Here is a 14,675-nt window from a genome sequence, read left to right on the forward strand (position 1 = left end):
CACTGAACCACATCAACCGTCGCGGAAGATGAAGCTGTACGCGCTCAACGCCGGCACGCCGCCCAGGTGCGCATACAGCACGCGCGAGCCGGCCGGAAATTCGCCGTTACGCACCTTGTCGATCATGCCGTGCATCGATTTTCCCTCGTACACCGGATCGGTCAGCATGCCTTCGAGCCGCGCGCACAAGCGGATCGCCTCGAGCGTGCCGTCGTTCGGCAGACCGTATTCCGGGCCGCCGTAGCGTTCGTCGAGCACGATGTCATTCGCGGTGATGTCGCGGCCCAGCTCGACGCTCCCGGCGGTCCGCTTCGCGATGCGGGTGATCTGCTCGCGCGTCTGCGCCGGTTTCGCCGAGGCGTCGATGCCGATCACCCGCTCGGCGCGGCCGTCGGCGGCGAAACCGACCACCATGCCCGCCTGGGTGCTGCCCGTCACCGAGCACACGACGATGTAGTCGAATTTGAAGCCCAGTTCGGCTTCCTGCTGGCGCACCTCTTCTGCGAAGCCGACGAAGCCGAGCCCGCCCAGCGGATGATCCGAGCAGCCGGCCGGAATCGCGTACGGCTTGCCGCCGGCCGCGCGCACGCTGTCGAGCGCGTCCTCCCAGCTCTTGCGAAAGCCGATGTCGAAGCCGTCCGGCACGAGCCGCACGTCGGCGCCCATCATGCGCGACATCTGGATGTTGCCGACGCGGTCGTACACCGCATCCGAGTAATTGACCCAGTTCTCCTGCACCAGCACGCATTTCAGGCCCAGATGCGCGGCAACCGCCGCGACCTGGCGCGTCTGGTTCGACTGGATGCCGCCGATCGACACGAGCGTGTCGCAGCCCTGCGCGAGCGCGTCGGGGATCAGATATTCGAGCTTGCGGGTCTTGTTGCCGCCGAACGCGAGGCCGCTGTTGCAGTCCTCGCGCTTGGCATAAAGCTTGACCTTGCCGCCGAGATGCTCGCTCAGACGGTTGAGCGGCTGGATCGGCGTCGGCCCGAAGGTGAGCGAGTAGCGGGGGAAACGTTGCAGGTTCATCGCGGCTCCGTGGTGGGTGATTTCCGTGGGTTCATGTTAGAAAAAACCATCAGAAATGAGCTTGCGAAAAAAAACGACTCTACCTATTTTTAAAAATCAGATAATCTTCTTTTCCTCACAAAACTTCGTATCAATGGCCATTAGCGCAACAAAAGTTCGTGCTGGATCGAGACCTTCCGATCCCCAACACGCGCTCGATCGCATCGATCGCGCGATCCTGCGGCAACTGCAAACCGACGCGTCCATTTCGAACGTGGCGCTCGCCGCGAAAGTGAAGCTGAGCGCGCCGGCGTGTTTGCGGCGCGTCGAACGCTTGAAGGAATCGGGGCTGATTCGAGGCGTGGTCGCGCTGCTCGACCCGAAGGCGGCGGGCGCGGGCATGCTGGTGATCATCGGCGTGGTGCTCGATCGCTCGACCCCCGAGTCGTTCGCCGTATTCGAAAAGGCCGCGCAGAAGGTGGCCGGCTGCATGGAGTGCCACGTGGTGACCGGCGAGTTCGACTATTTCATGGTGATCCGCACGCGCGACAGCGACAGCTTCAATCGCCTGCATGCGGAGCAGTTGTTGTATCTACCGGGCGTGCGGCAGATCCGCTCGTTCATGGTGCTGAAGGAAATCCTGTCGACCACGAAATTTCCGCTGTAAGCCGCTCGGCCACCCGGCCGCGCAGCCGGCCGCAAAAACGCGCATGCTGTCATAAACGCCGCGCCCGCGCGACCAAGCTTCGGCGCACCCGCGTGCGGCCTGGCTGCACGGTGGCAAAGCGGGGGCGCGCGTCGGCACTTTTTCGGAGCGACCATCATGACTGGCAACAGACCGCAATCCCTTACATCGCTCGGCGGCAACTCGAAACGCTCACGTGCGGTCGCACTGTCGTTGCTGCTAGGCGCCGCCGCCTTCGCGTCGCCGCTTGCGCAGCGCGTCGCGTTCCCGGCGGAGAGCGCCGTCGTCATCGCACCGCCCGCGCTCGACGAACCGCTCACGGCCAGCACCGCGCACGAGGAAACCGCAGTGCTCGCGGGTGGCTGCTTCTGGGGCGTCCAGGGCGTGTTCCAGCATGTGCGCGGTGTGACGCGGGCGGTGTCCGGCTACTCGGGCGGCTCACGCGACACCGCGCAGTACGAGACCGTCAGCGGCGGCGACACGGGGCACGCCGAATCGGTGCAGGTCACCTTCGATCCCGGCAAGGTCACCTACGGCCAGTTGCTGCAGGTGTATTTCTCGGTGGTTCAGGACCCGACCGAGCTGAATCGTCAGGGGCCCGACAGCGGCACGCAGTACCGCTCCGCGATCTTTCCGCTGAACGATGCGCAGCGGCGCGTCGCGCAAAGCTACATCGCACAGCTCGACAAGTCCCGTGTGTTCCCCGCGCCGATCGTCACGAAGACGGAGCCCTACAAGGGCTTCTATCCGGCCGAGTCGTATCACCAGAACTATCTGACCTTGCATCCCGATTCGGCCTATATCGTGTTCAATGACATGCCGAAAATCGCCAACCTGAAGCGCCTGTTCCCCAACCTGTATCGCGACAAGCCGGTGCTCGTTCAAGCAGGGCAATGACCCGGCCGAACGGTCGCGTCGCGCTCGTCATCAATCTTCCACGGACTTGGCGCATATCTTGCGAAGCGATGCTCCGTCGGCCGTTGTCCGCGCCACCGCGGCGCGCAAGGATGAGGCGCACTGGCCACACGACCGCGTGGGTCACGCGGGCTCGCCGCGCCTCGTGCGCATTGCGCCGCCCGTGTCATCGATTGGAAAAATTACACGCCGTAAGTAGCAGTGCGGCGGTCGTCCGTGCTTTTTGGGTCCGCGCTGGACCCCGGGCGAGAACCTAACCTCCTCGCGACGAGCGGGATCGGAGGCTTCCGGTGTTCAACAGCCGTAGAAAGAAGCGGGGCGCCAGGCCCCGCCATAAACAAACCGGCATCGCGGCGAGCTCCTTCGTCGCCGCGACCTTGAGTGCGATGGCCTGCGTGCCGGGTGTGGTCCACGCGCAGACGCCGTCGCCGCTCGGCGAATGGCAATACTCGGTGGGCGTTCCGCTGCAGAAGATGTGGCAGCCGAACATTCCCGACTGGCAACTGCGCTTCGGCGTGGCCACGTCGTTCCAGCCGCGCTTCGAGGGATCGGACCGCTATCACCTGGTGGCCGGTCCGAGCATCGACGTGCGTTACAAGGATCTGCTCTTTCTGTCGAGCGGCGAAGGCTTCGGCGTGAACTTCGCGCAGGGCGAGAACTGGCGCATGAGTCTCGCCGCGGTGTACGACCTCGGCCGGCGCGCCCAGGACGATCCGCAGGAACTCAACGGGCTCGGCAACATCAATCCGGCGGTCGGTCTGAAGCTCTCGGGCGAGTACGTCGTGTCGAAGGATTTTCCGCTCGTGCTGCGCGCCGATATCCGCCGCTATTTCGGCGGATCGAACGGCTGGATCGGCGATCTCGGCGCCTATATGCCGATGCCCGGCAGCACCAGGCAGTTCTTCTGGTTCGCTGGGCCGAACGTGGTGCTCGCGGACTCCAAGTACATGAACAGCTGGTTCGGCGTCAATCAGGAGCAGGCCGCTCACTCGCAGTATCCGCAGTATCACGCGAGCGCGGGCTTCAAGTCGGTGGGTTTCGGTATCAGCGCGATCTGGCTGTTCAGCAAGCACTGGTTCGCGACCGCCGACGGCGCGTTCGAGCAGCTCGTCGGCAGCGCGGGCAACAGTCCGATCACGCGCAGCCGCGCAACCGGTGTCGCCGACGTATCGATCAACTACCGGTTCTGACGTAGCGTGCCGCGCAGCCCTTGCGCCGCGACTTCGTAGGTATAGCCCTTGCTGACTCCGTAATCGCGCGCCGCGACGCCTTCGTCGCCGCGCGCCCGAACACAAGGAGTCGATTCCCATGGCAGGTAAAGCGAATACCCAGAAGCCCGCGGTTCACGAAAACGGGGCGGCGCAGTCGAACGACGCGAAATCGAACGATCTCGAACGCAATCGCGTGAAGCCGCAAGGCGAGGCGCTGAGAACCAATCAGGGCGTCAAGATCGCCGACAACCAGAACACGTTGCGCGCGGGGCCACGCGGCCCGTCGCTGCTCGAAGATTTCATCATGCGTGAGAAGATCACGCACTTCGATCACGAGCGCATTCCCGAACGGATCGTGCACGCGCGCGGCTCGGCCGCGCATGGCGTCTTCAAGGTCTACGAATCGATGCGCGAGTACACCAAGGCCGCGTTTCTGCAGGACCCGGCCGCCGAGACGCCGGTCTATGTGCGCTTCTCGACGGTGCAAGGTCCGCGCGGCTCGGCCGACACGGTGCGCGACGTGCGCGGCTTCGCGACGAAGTTCTACACGCAGGAAGGCAATTTCGATCTGGTCGGCAACAACATGCCGGTGTTCTTCATCCAGGACGCGATCAAGTTTCCCGATTTCGTGCATGCGGTGAAACCGGAAGCTCCGAACGAAATGCCGACCGGCGGGTCCGCGCACGACACGTTCTGGGACTTCGTTTCGCTCGTGCCCGAATCGGCGCACATGGTGCTGTGGACGATGTCGGATCGCGCGATCCCGCGCAGCTTCCGGACGATGGAAGGCTTCGGCGTCCACACGTTCCGCTTCGTCAATGCAGAGGGCAAGGCGCGCTTCGTCAAGTTCCACTGGCGTCCGGTGCTAGGCTCCTATTCGCTGCTATGGGACGAAGCGCAGAAGCTCGCGGGCAAGGACCCGGACTTTCACCGGCGCGACTTATGGGAAGCGATCGAACGCGGCGACTATCCCGAGTACGAATTGGGCGTGCAGATCGTCGAGGAAGTCGACGAGCACAAGTTCGATTTCGATCTGCTCGATCCGACCAAGCTGATTCCCGAAGAGCTGGTGCCGCTGAGGATCATCGGCAAGATGACGCTCAATCGCAATCCGGACAACTTCTTCGCTGAGACCGAACAGGCCGCGTTCCATCCGGGGCATATCGTGCCGGGCATCGATTTCACCAACGACCCGCTGCTGCAAGGGCGCTTGTTCTCCTACACGGACACGCAAATCAGCCGCCTCGGCGGCCCGAACTTTCACGAGATTCCGATCAACCGGCCGGTCTGTGCGTCCGTCAACAATCAGCGCGACGCGATGCATCGACAGGCGATTCACGTCGGCCAGGCGTCGTACGAGCCGAACTCGCTGAACGACGGCTGGCCTAAGGAAACCGATCCGGCCGCCGAAGATGGCGGCTTCGACAGCTATCAGGAACGCGTCGAGAGCACGAAGATTCGCGTGCGCAGCGACTCGTTCGCCGATCATTTCTCGCAGGCCGCGCTGTTCTACAACAGCATGTCGCAGCCAGAAAAAGACCATATCGCGGCGGCCTATCTGTTCGAACTGGGTAAGGTGACGAAGCCCGAGATTCGCGCGCGCCAGGTCAACGAGATTCTCGCGAACTTCGACGCCGGTCTCGCCGCCAAAGTGGCCGAAGGACTCGGTCTGCCGGCGCCGAAGCAGGGCACGGCCAGGCTGGTTGGACCGAAGGCATCGCCGGCGTTGAGTTTGCTCAATCGCGTAAAGCCCGGCATCAAGACTCGCAAGATCGCGCTGCTCGCCGCGCCCGGTTCCGATGCCGCGGCGATCAAACAGCTGCAGCAGGCGCTCAAGGGCGAAGGCGCGACGCCGATGCTGATCGCACCGACGCTCGCCGGGATCGATGACCTCGCACCCGACGCGACGATCGCCGGGCTGCCGTCGGTGATGTTCGACGCGGTGATCGTCGTCGGCGGCGAGAAGGGGGCGAAGGCGCTGTCGGAATCGGGCGATGCGAGGCACTTCGTGCTCGAAGCGTTCAAGCATCTGAAGGCGATCGCGGCGCTCGGCGCGGGGCGCGATCTGCTCACGGCCGCGCAGTTGCCGGCGCAGTCGGACGGCGTCGCGACCGGCGAGGACTCGCAGTCGGCCGATGTGTTGAAGGCGTTCCTCAATGCCGCGGGGCAGCATCGCGTGTGGTCGCGCGCGGCACAGGCGGAATCGGTGCCGGCCTGAGCGGGCCGGGCAGGTTGCGCTGCCGCGTTAGCCGCTATACGGCGCTGAGCGTAGCCGCAATGCGGCGTGTCGATGATGTGTGTTCGATGCAGGAACCTGGCCGGTGCGAGCCGGCCAGGTTTCTTTATTGCGTCGCGCGCCGAACGCGACCGATCGCGCGAGCGTGCCGCGCCCTGCCAGCAAGCTCAACCAGCCGCCTTCCGTTACTGGATGAGCGTCGTCCTTGTATGATGACGGCGGTCGCTTCGCGGTACTCAACACCGTGCGCAGACCCCGCAAAATATTCCGCATGGACCCGATTCGCCATGCCTCTTACCGAAAAAATGACCGCATCGCAGGCCGTCGATCAACTCCGTTTCCGCCGCATCCTTCGCCGCAATATCGCGCTTCCTTTGGGCGTCGGCCTCGTCACGATGGCGCTGTTCGTCGGCCTGATCGCTTATCTCGCGTCGACAATGAGTTGGGCCGAGCACTCCGAGCGCGTGATCGGCGACGCCAACGAAATGCTGCGGCTCGCGGTCGATCGCGAATCGTCGATGCGCGGCTTCCTGATCACCGGTGACGAGAGTCTTCTCAGACCGTATGAAAACGGCGGCCCGAAATTCAACGCGCAGCTCGAAAGCTTGCGGAAGCAGGTCGCCGACAATCCGCTGCAAATCGCGCGGCTCAAGCAGATCGAGGCGTTGCAGCAGCGTTGGACCCGCTTCGCCGAAGAAATCATCGACGCGCGCCGGCGCAACCTGAACTACGAGAGCGCGATCGCGGCGGGGCGCGGCAAGGTCGAATTCGACGAAATGCGCCGCGAATTCGACGATTTTCTCGATGTCGAATTGCGGCTGCGCCAGCAGCGCGCCGAAGCGACGCGCAATGTGACGGCGACGCTGGTCGGCCTGTTCCTGCTGTTCAGCCTCGGCGTCAGCGGCCTGCTCGCATGGCGAGGTCGTCGCGAACTGCTGGACCTGTCACAGACCTACGACGACGTGCTGCGTCAGCAGGCCGAGCAGACCACGCTGCTCGAGCAGCAGGTCTGGTTGCGCTCGGGCCAGCGCCTGCTAGCGGACAAGGTCGTCGGCCAGACGAGCGCGCCGCTCGTCGGCCGCGCGATGCTCGAGTTTCTCGCCCAGTATCTCGATGCGGTCGTCGCCGCGCTGTACGTGCGCGACCGGCAAAGTGGCACGCTGCGCCGCATCGCCGCGTATGGATACAGCCGCGACAGCGAACAGACCGCCGCCCTGAGTTTCGAGGAGGGCGAAACGCTGGTCGGCCAGGCCGCGCGCTCGCACCGCACGCTGGTGCTGCGCGACGTGCCCGCCGATTATGTGCGGGTCACGTCGGCGACGGGCAGCGGCGCGCCGCGCAATCTGCTGATCCTGCCGATCGACAACGACGGCCAGGTCAACGGCGTCATCGAAATGGGCTTCCTGCGCGAAGTGAGGCCGCGCGACGAAGAGTTCATGGAGCTGATCCGCCACAGCATGGGCGATTTTCTCGAAGCGGCGCTGTATCGCGAGCGCCTGCAGGATGCGCTCGCCGAGACGCAGCAGCTCAACGAGGAGTTGCAGGTCCAGCAGGAGGAGTTGCGGGTCTCCAACGAAGGTCTCGAGGAACGCGGCCGCGCGCTGATGGAATCGCAACGGCGCCTCGAAGCGCAGCAGGCCGAGCTCGAACAAACCAACGTGCAGCTCGAGGAATACGCGCAGCGGCTGGAGCGGCAGAAATCGGATCTGCTGCGCGCGCAGAACGATCTGGCGGCCAACGCGGAGCGCCTCGAACAGTCGAGCCGCTACAAGTCCGAATTCCTCGCCAACATGTCGCATGAATTGCGCACGCCGCTGAACAGCTCGCTGATTCTCGCGAAGCTGCTGCAGCAGAATCGCAGCGGCAATCTGACCGACGAGCAGGTGCGCTACGCGGAGACGATCCACGCGTCGAATAGCGATCTGCTCGTGCTGATCAACGACATTCTCGACCTGTCGAAAGTCGAGGCGGGGCAGCTGACGGTCGAACCCGAAACGGTGTCGATCGACGCGACGCTGCAATCGCTCGACGAAATGTTCCGGCCGATCGCGGCGACCAAGCACTTGCGGGTCGCTTTCGACAAGTTGCCGGGTACGCCGGATACGTTCGTCACCGACGGTCAGCGGCTCACGCAGATTCTGCGCAACCTGCTGTCGAACGCGGTGAAGTTCACCGAGCGCGGCGAGGTCACGCTCGAGGTCGCCAAGGTCGAGGACAACGTGCTGCGCTTCGACGTGCGCGATTCCGGCATCGGCATTCCGGCCGACAAGCTCGACATGATCTTCGAGGCATTCCAGCAGGCCGATGGCTCGACGAGCCGTCAATATGGCGGCAGCGGTCTCGGGTTGTCGATTTCGCGCGAGTTTTCGCGGCTGCTGGGCGGGCGCATTACGGTCGCGAGCGAAGTCGGCAAGGGCAGCGTGTTTTCGCTGTGGCTGCCGCTCGATGCGCGCGAGGCCGCGGACAGCGCGGTCAACGCGGGCTCGGGCATGAGCGCGCACGCAACGGCGGAAGCACCGTTGCTGCACACGCCGCTCGACGCCGCGCCCGCCGCGGTGATCTCGCCGGCGAATGGTCTGGAAAACCGGGCGTCGCCCGTCGCTTCGCGCGACGCTTTGCAGCCCGGCACCGTCGAGCCCGCCGCGGCGCCAATTGCCGACGATCGCGACAACCGCACCCGCGCAGGCCGTCTGATCGTCGCGGTCGAAGACGATCCGCCGTTCGCCGCGATTCTGCGCGATCTCGTGCACGAACTCGACTTCGACTTCGTACACGCGAGCGACGCCGCCAGCGGCCTCGCGCTGGTGCGAGACATGCGGCCGGCCGCGGTGCTGCTCGATGTCGGTTTGCCGGACCGCTCGGGCCTCACGGTGCTCGAATGGCTGAAGAACGATCCGCTGACGCGCCACATTCCGATTCATATCGTGTCGGCTACCGATCACGCCGACAAGGCGCTGCACCTCGGCGCGATCGGCTACACGCTGAAGCCGACCGCGCGCTCGACGATGGAGGCCGCGATCCGCCGCCTCGAAGCGCGGCTGCAACAGCGCCTGAAGCGCGTGCTGGTGATCGAGGACGACGCGCCGATGCGTGCAAGCATCCGCGCGCTGCTGCAAAGCGAGAACACCGAGATCGTCGCGGTCGCGACGCTCGCCGAGGCGTTCGAGCAACTGTCGACGGTGGCGTTCGACTGCGTCGTCACCGATCTCGCGCTGCCCGACGGCACCGGCTACGATCTGCTCGAACGTCTCGCCGCGAACACTGCGCATGCATCGCTGCCGGTGATCGTCTATACGGGCCGCATGCTGTCCGACGAAGAGGAGCACCGGCTGCGCCGCTATTCGAAGTCGATCATCATCAAGGGCGCGAAATCGCCGGAGCGTCTGCTCGACGAAGTCACGCTGTTCCTGCACAGCGTCGAGTCGTCGCTCGCGCCGGAGCAGCAGCGCATGCTGCGCACCGTGCGCCAACGCGACAATGCGTTCGAGGGCCGCACGATCCTGCTCGCCGAAGACGATGTGCGCAACATCTTCGCGCTGTCGCACGTGCTCGAACCGCTCGGCGCGAAGCTGCTGATCGCGCGCAACGGCCGCGAGGCGCTCGACGAACTGGAGAGCGGACCGGAAGTGCATCTGGTGCTGATGGACGTGATGATGCCCGAGATGGACGGTCTGACCGCGATGGGCGAGATTCGCCGCAATCCGCGCTTCGCGCATCTGCCGATCATCGCGCTGACCGCGAAGGCGATGGCGAACGATCGCACGCGCTGCCTCGAAGCGGGCGCCGACGATTACGTGTCGAAACCGATCGACGTCGACAAGCTCGTCGCGCTGTGCCGCGTGTGGCTGCGGCAGCGCTGAGAGCGCGAGCGCAAGCACGCAAGCGAGAAACGCGATGAAACCGTCCGCATCTGACGTACCGCAGCGCCTCAGCGATTTCGACATCGAGCTGAGGCTGCTGCTCGAGGCGATCTATCTGAAGTATCAGCACGACTTTCGCCACTACGCGATGTCGTCGCTGCGCCGCCGCCTCACGCAGGCGCTCGATGAATTCAACGTGGACACGCTGTCGCAATTGCAGGACCGCATCATGCGCGACGGCAACGAGTTTTCGCGGCTGTTCCGGTACCTGACCGTGCAGGTCAGCGACATGTTTCGCGATCCGTCGTATTTCCTCGCGCTGCGCGAACATGTGCTGCCGCGTCTGCGCACCTATCCGTCGGTCAAGGTGTGGGTCGCGGGATGCAGCACCGGCGAGGAGCTGTGGTCGCTGAAGATCCTGTTCGACGAGGAGGGCCTCACCGAGCGCACGCTGTTCTACGCGACCGACATCAACCCCGACGCGCTCGCGCGCGCGGAGGCGGGCATCTATGCGCTCGAACGCATCCAGGGCTTCACGCAGAACTATCTGGCGGCGGGCGGCACGCGTTCGCTGTCGGACTACTATCATGCAGCGTATGGCGGCGCGCGCTTTGCCGGCTCGCTGAAAGAGCGCGTGGTGTTCGCCGATCACAGCCTGTCCACCGACGAAGTGTTCCTCGAAGCGCATCTGGTGTCGTGCCGCAACGTGCTGATCTATTTCGACCGCGGCTTGCAGGATCGCGCGCTGGGACTGTTCGAGAACGCGCTGGTGCGGCGCGGCTTTCTCGGCCTGGGCAGCAAGGAAAGCCTGCGGTTTTCGCGTCACTACCCGGCGTTCGACGAGTTCCGCGCGGCCGAGCGCATTTATCAGAAGCGTTAGCGAGGTCGCGATGCCATCCTTGAACGTCGAACCTGCGATGACCAAGACCGCCGATGCCGGCGGCGCTGCGCGCACGCACGCGCCGCGCGGTTATGAGCTGGTCGTGATCGGCGGGTCGGCGGGCGGCATCGAGGTGCTCAACGTGCTGCTCGCCGCGTTGCCCGCGCGCTTCGCGGCGGCCGTGATGATCGTCATGCATCTGCCGCCCGATTCGCCGAGCTATCTGGTGCCGGCGCTCGCGCATCGCTGCGCGCTGCCGGTGCTCGAACCCGATGCGGGCGAGCTGATCCTGCCGGGCCGCGTGCACGTCGCGCCGCCCGGTTACCACATGCTCGTCGAAGTGGACCGCACGGTCGCGCTATCGACCGATGCGGCGGTGCGCTTCTCGCGGCCGTCGATCGACGTGCTGTTCGAATCGGCCGCCGCGGTGTACGGCGAGCGGCTGCTCGCGATCCTGCTGTCCGGGGCCAACGACGACGGCGCGCTCGGCCTCGAACGCGTGCGCGCGCTCGGCGGCACCGCGTGGGTGCAGGACCCCGCCAGCGCCGGTTCGGCGGAAATGCCGCGCGCGGCGATCGCGCGTGGCGCCGCCGATGCGATTTTCAATCCCGAAACCTTGGCCAGGCGCCTTGCCGCGCTGCCGACTTCCCTCTGATCCGGTGCCATGACGAACTCACCTGTGAACATCCTGATCGTCGACGACATCGCCCACAACATCACCGCGCTCGAAGCATTGCTCGCGCGGCCCGACGTCGCGGTGCTGGTCGCCGACTCCGGCACCGCCGCGCTCGATCTGCTGCTCAAGCACGAAGTCGCGCTGGCGATTCTCGACGTCAATATGCCCGGCATGAACGGCTTCGAGCTGGCTGCGCTGATGCGCGGCAGCCCGCGCACCGCGCACGTTCCGATCATCTTCCTGACCGCGACCGCGCAGGACGCGTCGCGCACGTTCCGCGGCTACGAGGCGGGCGCGGTCGACTTTCTGTACAAGCCGTTCGATCCGCGCATCCTGCAGTCGAAGGTCGACGTGTTCGTGCAGTTGGAGCAGCAGAAGCGCCAGCTCGCCGCGCAACTGGTGACGACGCGCCAGATGCTCGAAGCGAACGAAATGCTGATGGCAGTGCTCAGTCACGATCTGCGCACGCCGCTTGGCGCGGTGCTCGCGTCGGCCGAATACCTGATGCGCACGGCCGCCGACGAGCAGGCCGCGACCGTTGCCGCGCGCGTGAAGAACAGTTCGCTGAGGATGGCGCGGATGGTCGATCAGCTGCTGAACCTCGCACGCCTGCAAGGCGGACGCCTGCCGTTGCAGCCGCGCTCGATCGACCTCGCCACGCTGTGCCGCTCGGTGATCGATGAATTCGCGTCGCAGAAGAGCGGCAAGCAGATCGTGTTCACCTGCACCGGCAATACGGCCGGCGCGTGGGATACCGATCTCGTGTGGCAGGCGGTGTCGAATCTCGTCAGCAATGCGCTGCATCATGGCGCGCCGGAGGGTGATATCGGCGTGGAGGTCGATGGCGAGGCCGAGGACTGCGTGCGGCTGAAGGTGTCCAATCGCGGCACGATTCCGGCCGAAGTATTTCCGCATCTGTTCAAGGCGTTCGGGTCGAACGGCAACGGCGCGCGCTCGCGCGAAGGGCTCGGGCTTGGTCTGCATATCGTGCAGGAGATCGCGCGGATGCATGGCGGCGACGTCAGCGTCGTATCCAGCGACGAGGCCGGCACGACCTTTACGATCGAATTGCCGAGGGTGGTGGCGTTGCAGCGGGGGTCATTCACCCGGCGCTAACGCGTCGCTAACGAGTCGATCAAGGCGGCGGACCTGCGCCGCGCGCCGGCTGTGCTACGCTTGCCGCAACCCAATCCACGCATCGCAAGCACGAATCCCCATCATGCGTTCCTGGCGCCTCGCATCACCGCAGCGCAGCGGTCAGATCAGCACCGCGCGCGCCACCGACCTCGTCATGGCGATTTCGCACCCGGATGCCGACGCGCTCGCCGCGAGCATTCTGCAGACCGTGGGCGAATCATTGTCGCTGCCCGTTTCGCAGTGCACGATCTTCGCGTACGAGTTCGATGCGCGGCCGCGTACGGTGTCGGCAGCAGATCATCGCGGCGGGCATTTTCTGCGCGACGTCGCCGAACGCTACGCCGCGCATTTTTATGCGCTGGACGGCAATCGCGCGATCATCGGCCAGACCGACGGCAAGCGGCGCAGCGCTTCACGCGATGCGCTGGTGCTGCATCAGCAGCGCGGCGACGAAATCGAGAATGAAGCGTATCGCGCGGTCTGCTACGCGCAGCCGAACGTATCGGACCGGCTGTCGTTGCTGGTGCAGCCCGCGGATAGCGTGTGGCTGTCGATCAACCTGTATCGCGACCGCGCATACGGCGTGTTCACGCCGGGCGATCTGGAGCGGATCGAAAGCGTCGCGCCGCTGTTCGCGCATGCGGCCAAGGGTCATTACGCGCTGAACGGGCAGCATCAGCAGGGCACCGCCGCGGCGATGCTCGCGCGCGTGCGGCGCGCATGTCCGGCGCTGACGCCGCGCGAACTCGACGCGTTGCGTGGCACGCTCGAAGGCGCAAGCGCCGCCGAGATCGCCGGGCAGATGGGTGTGAAGCCGGCGAGCGTCGTCACGTATCAGAAGCGCGCGTATGCGCGGCTCGGGATTTCGAATCAGCGGCAGTTGTTCGCGCTGTGTATGCAGCCCTAGATGCACGATGCGCGATGCGCCGAAGCGCGAGTCGCCTGGCGCTTCAGACCCGCTTCAAGCCCGCTTCAACTGCGCTTACCCCGCGCGTCGGCCTGCGTCTCCCGATCCCAGCGTTTCAACCACGGCATCACGAAATCCGCGAAACCATCGGCCGATGGCGACAGCGCCCGTTCGGTCGAGCGATACACGCACACCTCGCGAATCGTTTCCGGATCAACGATGCGCTTCATCACGAGCCCGAACGTGCGCGCGAGCGGCGCCACATAGGCCGGCGCGAGCGTGACCGCCAGCCCTTGCGCGGCGAGGCCGAACGCGGTGGTTACGTTATCGACGACATCGACCGGAATGATGCGTGCCTCGACCGGCAGATTGGCGCGCATCTGATCGACCGCGCGCTCGTGGTCGCGGCCGGTCGCGACGATCGGCACGTCGCGCAGATGCTGCCACTGCACGCGGCGGCGAGCGGCGAGCGGATGCGCGGCCGCGCACCACATGACCCACGGACTCGCGAACGCGGCCTCGGAGCGCACGCGCGGCCCGCTTTGCCGGTCCGGGCCGATCGCGAGATCGATATCGCCGCTCTCCACGCGCTCCACCAGTTGCTCGACCACGGTATCGCAGACCCGCACGACCACCTTCGGCTTGCCGCGCGCGTACGCGGCGATCGCCGCGGGCAGCGCCGTCGATGCGATCACGAGCGGCGCGCCGACCCGCACGATGCCGGCCGCGCGGTTGCGGATGTCGTCGGCGGATTGGGCGGCCATGCGCACGTGGCGCAGCACCGATTCGGCCGACGCAAGAAAGTCCTGCCCGGCGCTCGACAGCGCGACACGCCGCGTGGTGCGATCGAACAGCCGGAAGCCGAGCTCCGTTTCGAGCTCGGCAAGCAGTTGGCTGACCGCCGACGAAGTCAGCCCGAGCCGCTCTGCCGCCGCGCCGATGCTGTGCAGATCGACGATGGCTAGGAACGCTTCGAACTGGCGGATCGTGACGCGGGTAAGAGGCATACGATCGATTCTAAAGAAAAACTTACGAATCGTGAAAAATCGATTGATTGTGCGCGGCCCGGCGGCGACCGACACTCGTGCGGGTCGACTTAGCCCGGCAAACCCGCTTAGACTTAAGGTTTGCCCTGTCGTCACGCGGCGCGCGGACGACCG

The 14,675-nt window shown here is 65.4% G+C and carries 10 protein-coding genes and 1 pseudogene; 9 read left to right on the forward strand and 2 right to left on the reverse strand.

Annotated elements, in window-relative coordinates; all coding sequences use genetic code 11:
- Positions 1-12: 12 nt before the first annotated feature.
- Positions 13-1,029, reverse strand: coding sequence for a 1-aminocyclopropane-1-carboxylate deaminase (locus tag AB3X86_RS12195; RefSeq protein ID WP_368596172.1), 1,017 nt, complete (start codon positions 1,027-1,029; stop codon positions 13-15).
- 133 nt (positions 1,030-1,162) lie between these two features.
- Between AB3X86_RS12195 and AB3X86_RS12200 the strand changes: the two genes are divergently transcribed.
- The 9 genes and pseudogenes from AB3X86_RS12200 (at position 1,163) to AB3X86_RS12240 (ending at position 13,515) form a co-directional block, all read left to right on the forward strand.
- Positions 1,163-1,675, forward strand: coding sequence for an Lrp/AsnC family transcriptional regulator (locus tag AB3X86_RS12200; protein WP_368596173.1), 513 nt, complete (start codon positions 1,163-1,165; stop codon positions 1,673-1,675).
- A 156-nt stretch (positions 1,676-1,831) separates the two neighbouring features.
- Positions 1,832-2,590, forward strand: coding sequence for a peptide-methionine (S)-S-oxide reductase MsrA (gene msrA, locus AB3X86_RS12205; RefSeq protein WP_368596174.1), 759 nt, complete (start codon positions 1,832-1,834; stop codon positions 2,588-2,590).
- A 308-nt stretch (positions 2,591-2,898) separates the two neighbouring features.
- A complete protein-coding gene (locus AB3X86_RS12210) occupies positions 2,899-3,798 on the forward strand; it encodes a MipA/OmpV family protein (RefSeq protein ID WP_368596175.1) in 900 nt (299 codons plus the stop codon).
- Positions 3,799-3,904: 106 nt separating this feature from the next.
- A pseudogene (gene katE / locus AB3X86_RS12215) lies at positions 3,905-6,037 on the forward strand (catalase HPII); the annotation flags it as partial.
- 323 nt (positions 6,038-6,360) lie between these two features.
- Positions 6,361-9,915, forward strand: coding sequence for a response regulator (locus tag AB3X86_RS12220; protein WP_368596319.1), 3,555 nt, complete (start codon positions 6,361-6,363; stop codon positions 9,913-9,915).
- Between the two features lie 34 nt (positions 9,916-9,949).
- On the forward strand, positions 9,950-10,795 hold the full coding sequence (locus tag AB3X86_RS12225) for a protein-glutamate O-methyltransferase CheR (RefSeq protein ID WP_368596176.1): 846 nt from the start codon (positions 9,950-9,952) through the stop codon (positions 10,793-10,795).
- 37 nt (positions 10,796-10,832) lie between these two features.
- Positions 10,833-11,450: a chemotaxis protein CheB gene (locus AB3X86_RS12230; RefSeq protein ID WP_368596177.1), complete on the forward strand. Its 618-nt coding sequence runs from the start codon at positions 10,833-10,835 to the stop codon at positions 11,448-11,450.
- A 9-nt stretch (positions 11,451-11,459) separates the two neighbouring features.
- On the forward strand, positions 11,460-12,587 hold the full coding sequence (locus AB3X86_RS12235; protein ID WP_368596178.1) for a response regulator: 1,128 nt from the start codon (positions 11,460-11,462) through the stop codon (positions 12,585-12,587).
- A gap of 103 nt (positions 12,588-12,690) precedes the next feature.
- On the forward strand, positions 12,691-13,515 hold the full coding sequence (locus tag AB3X86_RS12240; protein WP_368596179.1) for a helix-turn-helix transcriptional regulator: 825 nt from the start codon (positions 12,691-12,693) through the stop codon (positions 13,513-13,515).
- Between the two features lie 65 nt (positions 13,516-13,580).
- On the opposite strand, the gene AB3X86_RS12245 is transcribed toward AB3X86_RS12240, so the two are convergent.
- Positions 13,581-14,522, reverse strand: coding sequence for a LysR family transcriptional regulator (locus AB3X86_RS12245; protein ID WP_184227405.1), 942 nt, complete (start codon positions 14,520-14,522; stop codon positions 13,581-13,583).
- Between the last annotated feature and the right edge of the window lie 153 nt (positions 14,523-14,675).

Origin of the sequence: Paraburkholderia sp. BR14374, assembly GCF_040948685.1 — a bacterium.
Lineage (GTDB): Bacteria > Pseudomonadota > Gammaproteobacteria > Burkholderiales > Burkholderiaceae > Paraburkholderia > Paraburkholderia youngii.

Bases quoted from the DNA above. Each gene is read 5' to 3' on its own strand.
- AB3X86_RS12195 (WP_368596172.1), bottom strand. From the start codon at position 1,029: ATGAACCTGCAACGTTTCCCCCGCTACTCGCTCACCTTCGGGCCGACG.
- AB3X86_RS12200 (WP_368596173.1), top strand. From the start codon at position 1,163: ATGGCCATTAGCGCAACAAAAGTTCGTGCTGGATCGAGACCTTCCGAT.
- msrA (WP_368596174.1), top strand. From the start codon at position 1,832: ATGACTGGCAACAGACCGCAATCCCTTACATCGCTCGGCGGCAACTCG.
- AB3X86_RS12220 (WP_368596319.1), top strand. From the start codon at position 6,361: ATGACCGCATCGCAGGCCGTCGATCAACTCCGTTTCCGCCGCATCCTT.
- AB3X86_RS12225 (WP_368596176.1), top strand. From the start codon at position 9,950: ATGAAACCGTCCGCATCTGACGTACCGCAGCGCCTCAGCGATTTCGAC.
- AB3X86_RS12230 (WP_368596177.1), top strand. From the start codon at position 10,833: ATGACCAAGACCGCCGATGCCGGCGGCGCTGCGCGCACGCACGCGCCG.
- AB3X86_RS12235 (WP_368596178.1), top strand. From the start codon at position 11,460: ATGACGAACTCACCTGTGAACATCCTGATCGTCGACGACATCGCCCAC.
- AB3X86_RS12240 (WP_368596179.1), top strand. From the start codon at position 12,691: ATGCGTTCCTGGCGCCTCGCATCACCGCAGCGCAGCGGTCAGATCAGC.
- AB3X86_RS12245 (WP_184227405.1), bottom strand. From the start codon at position 14,522: ATGCCTCTTACCCGCGTCACGATCCGCCAGTTCGAAGCGTTCCTAGCC.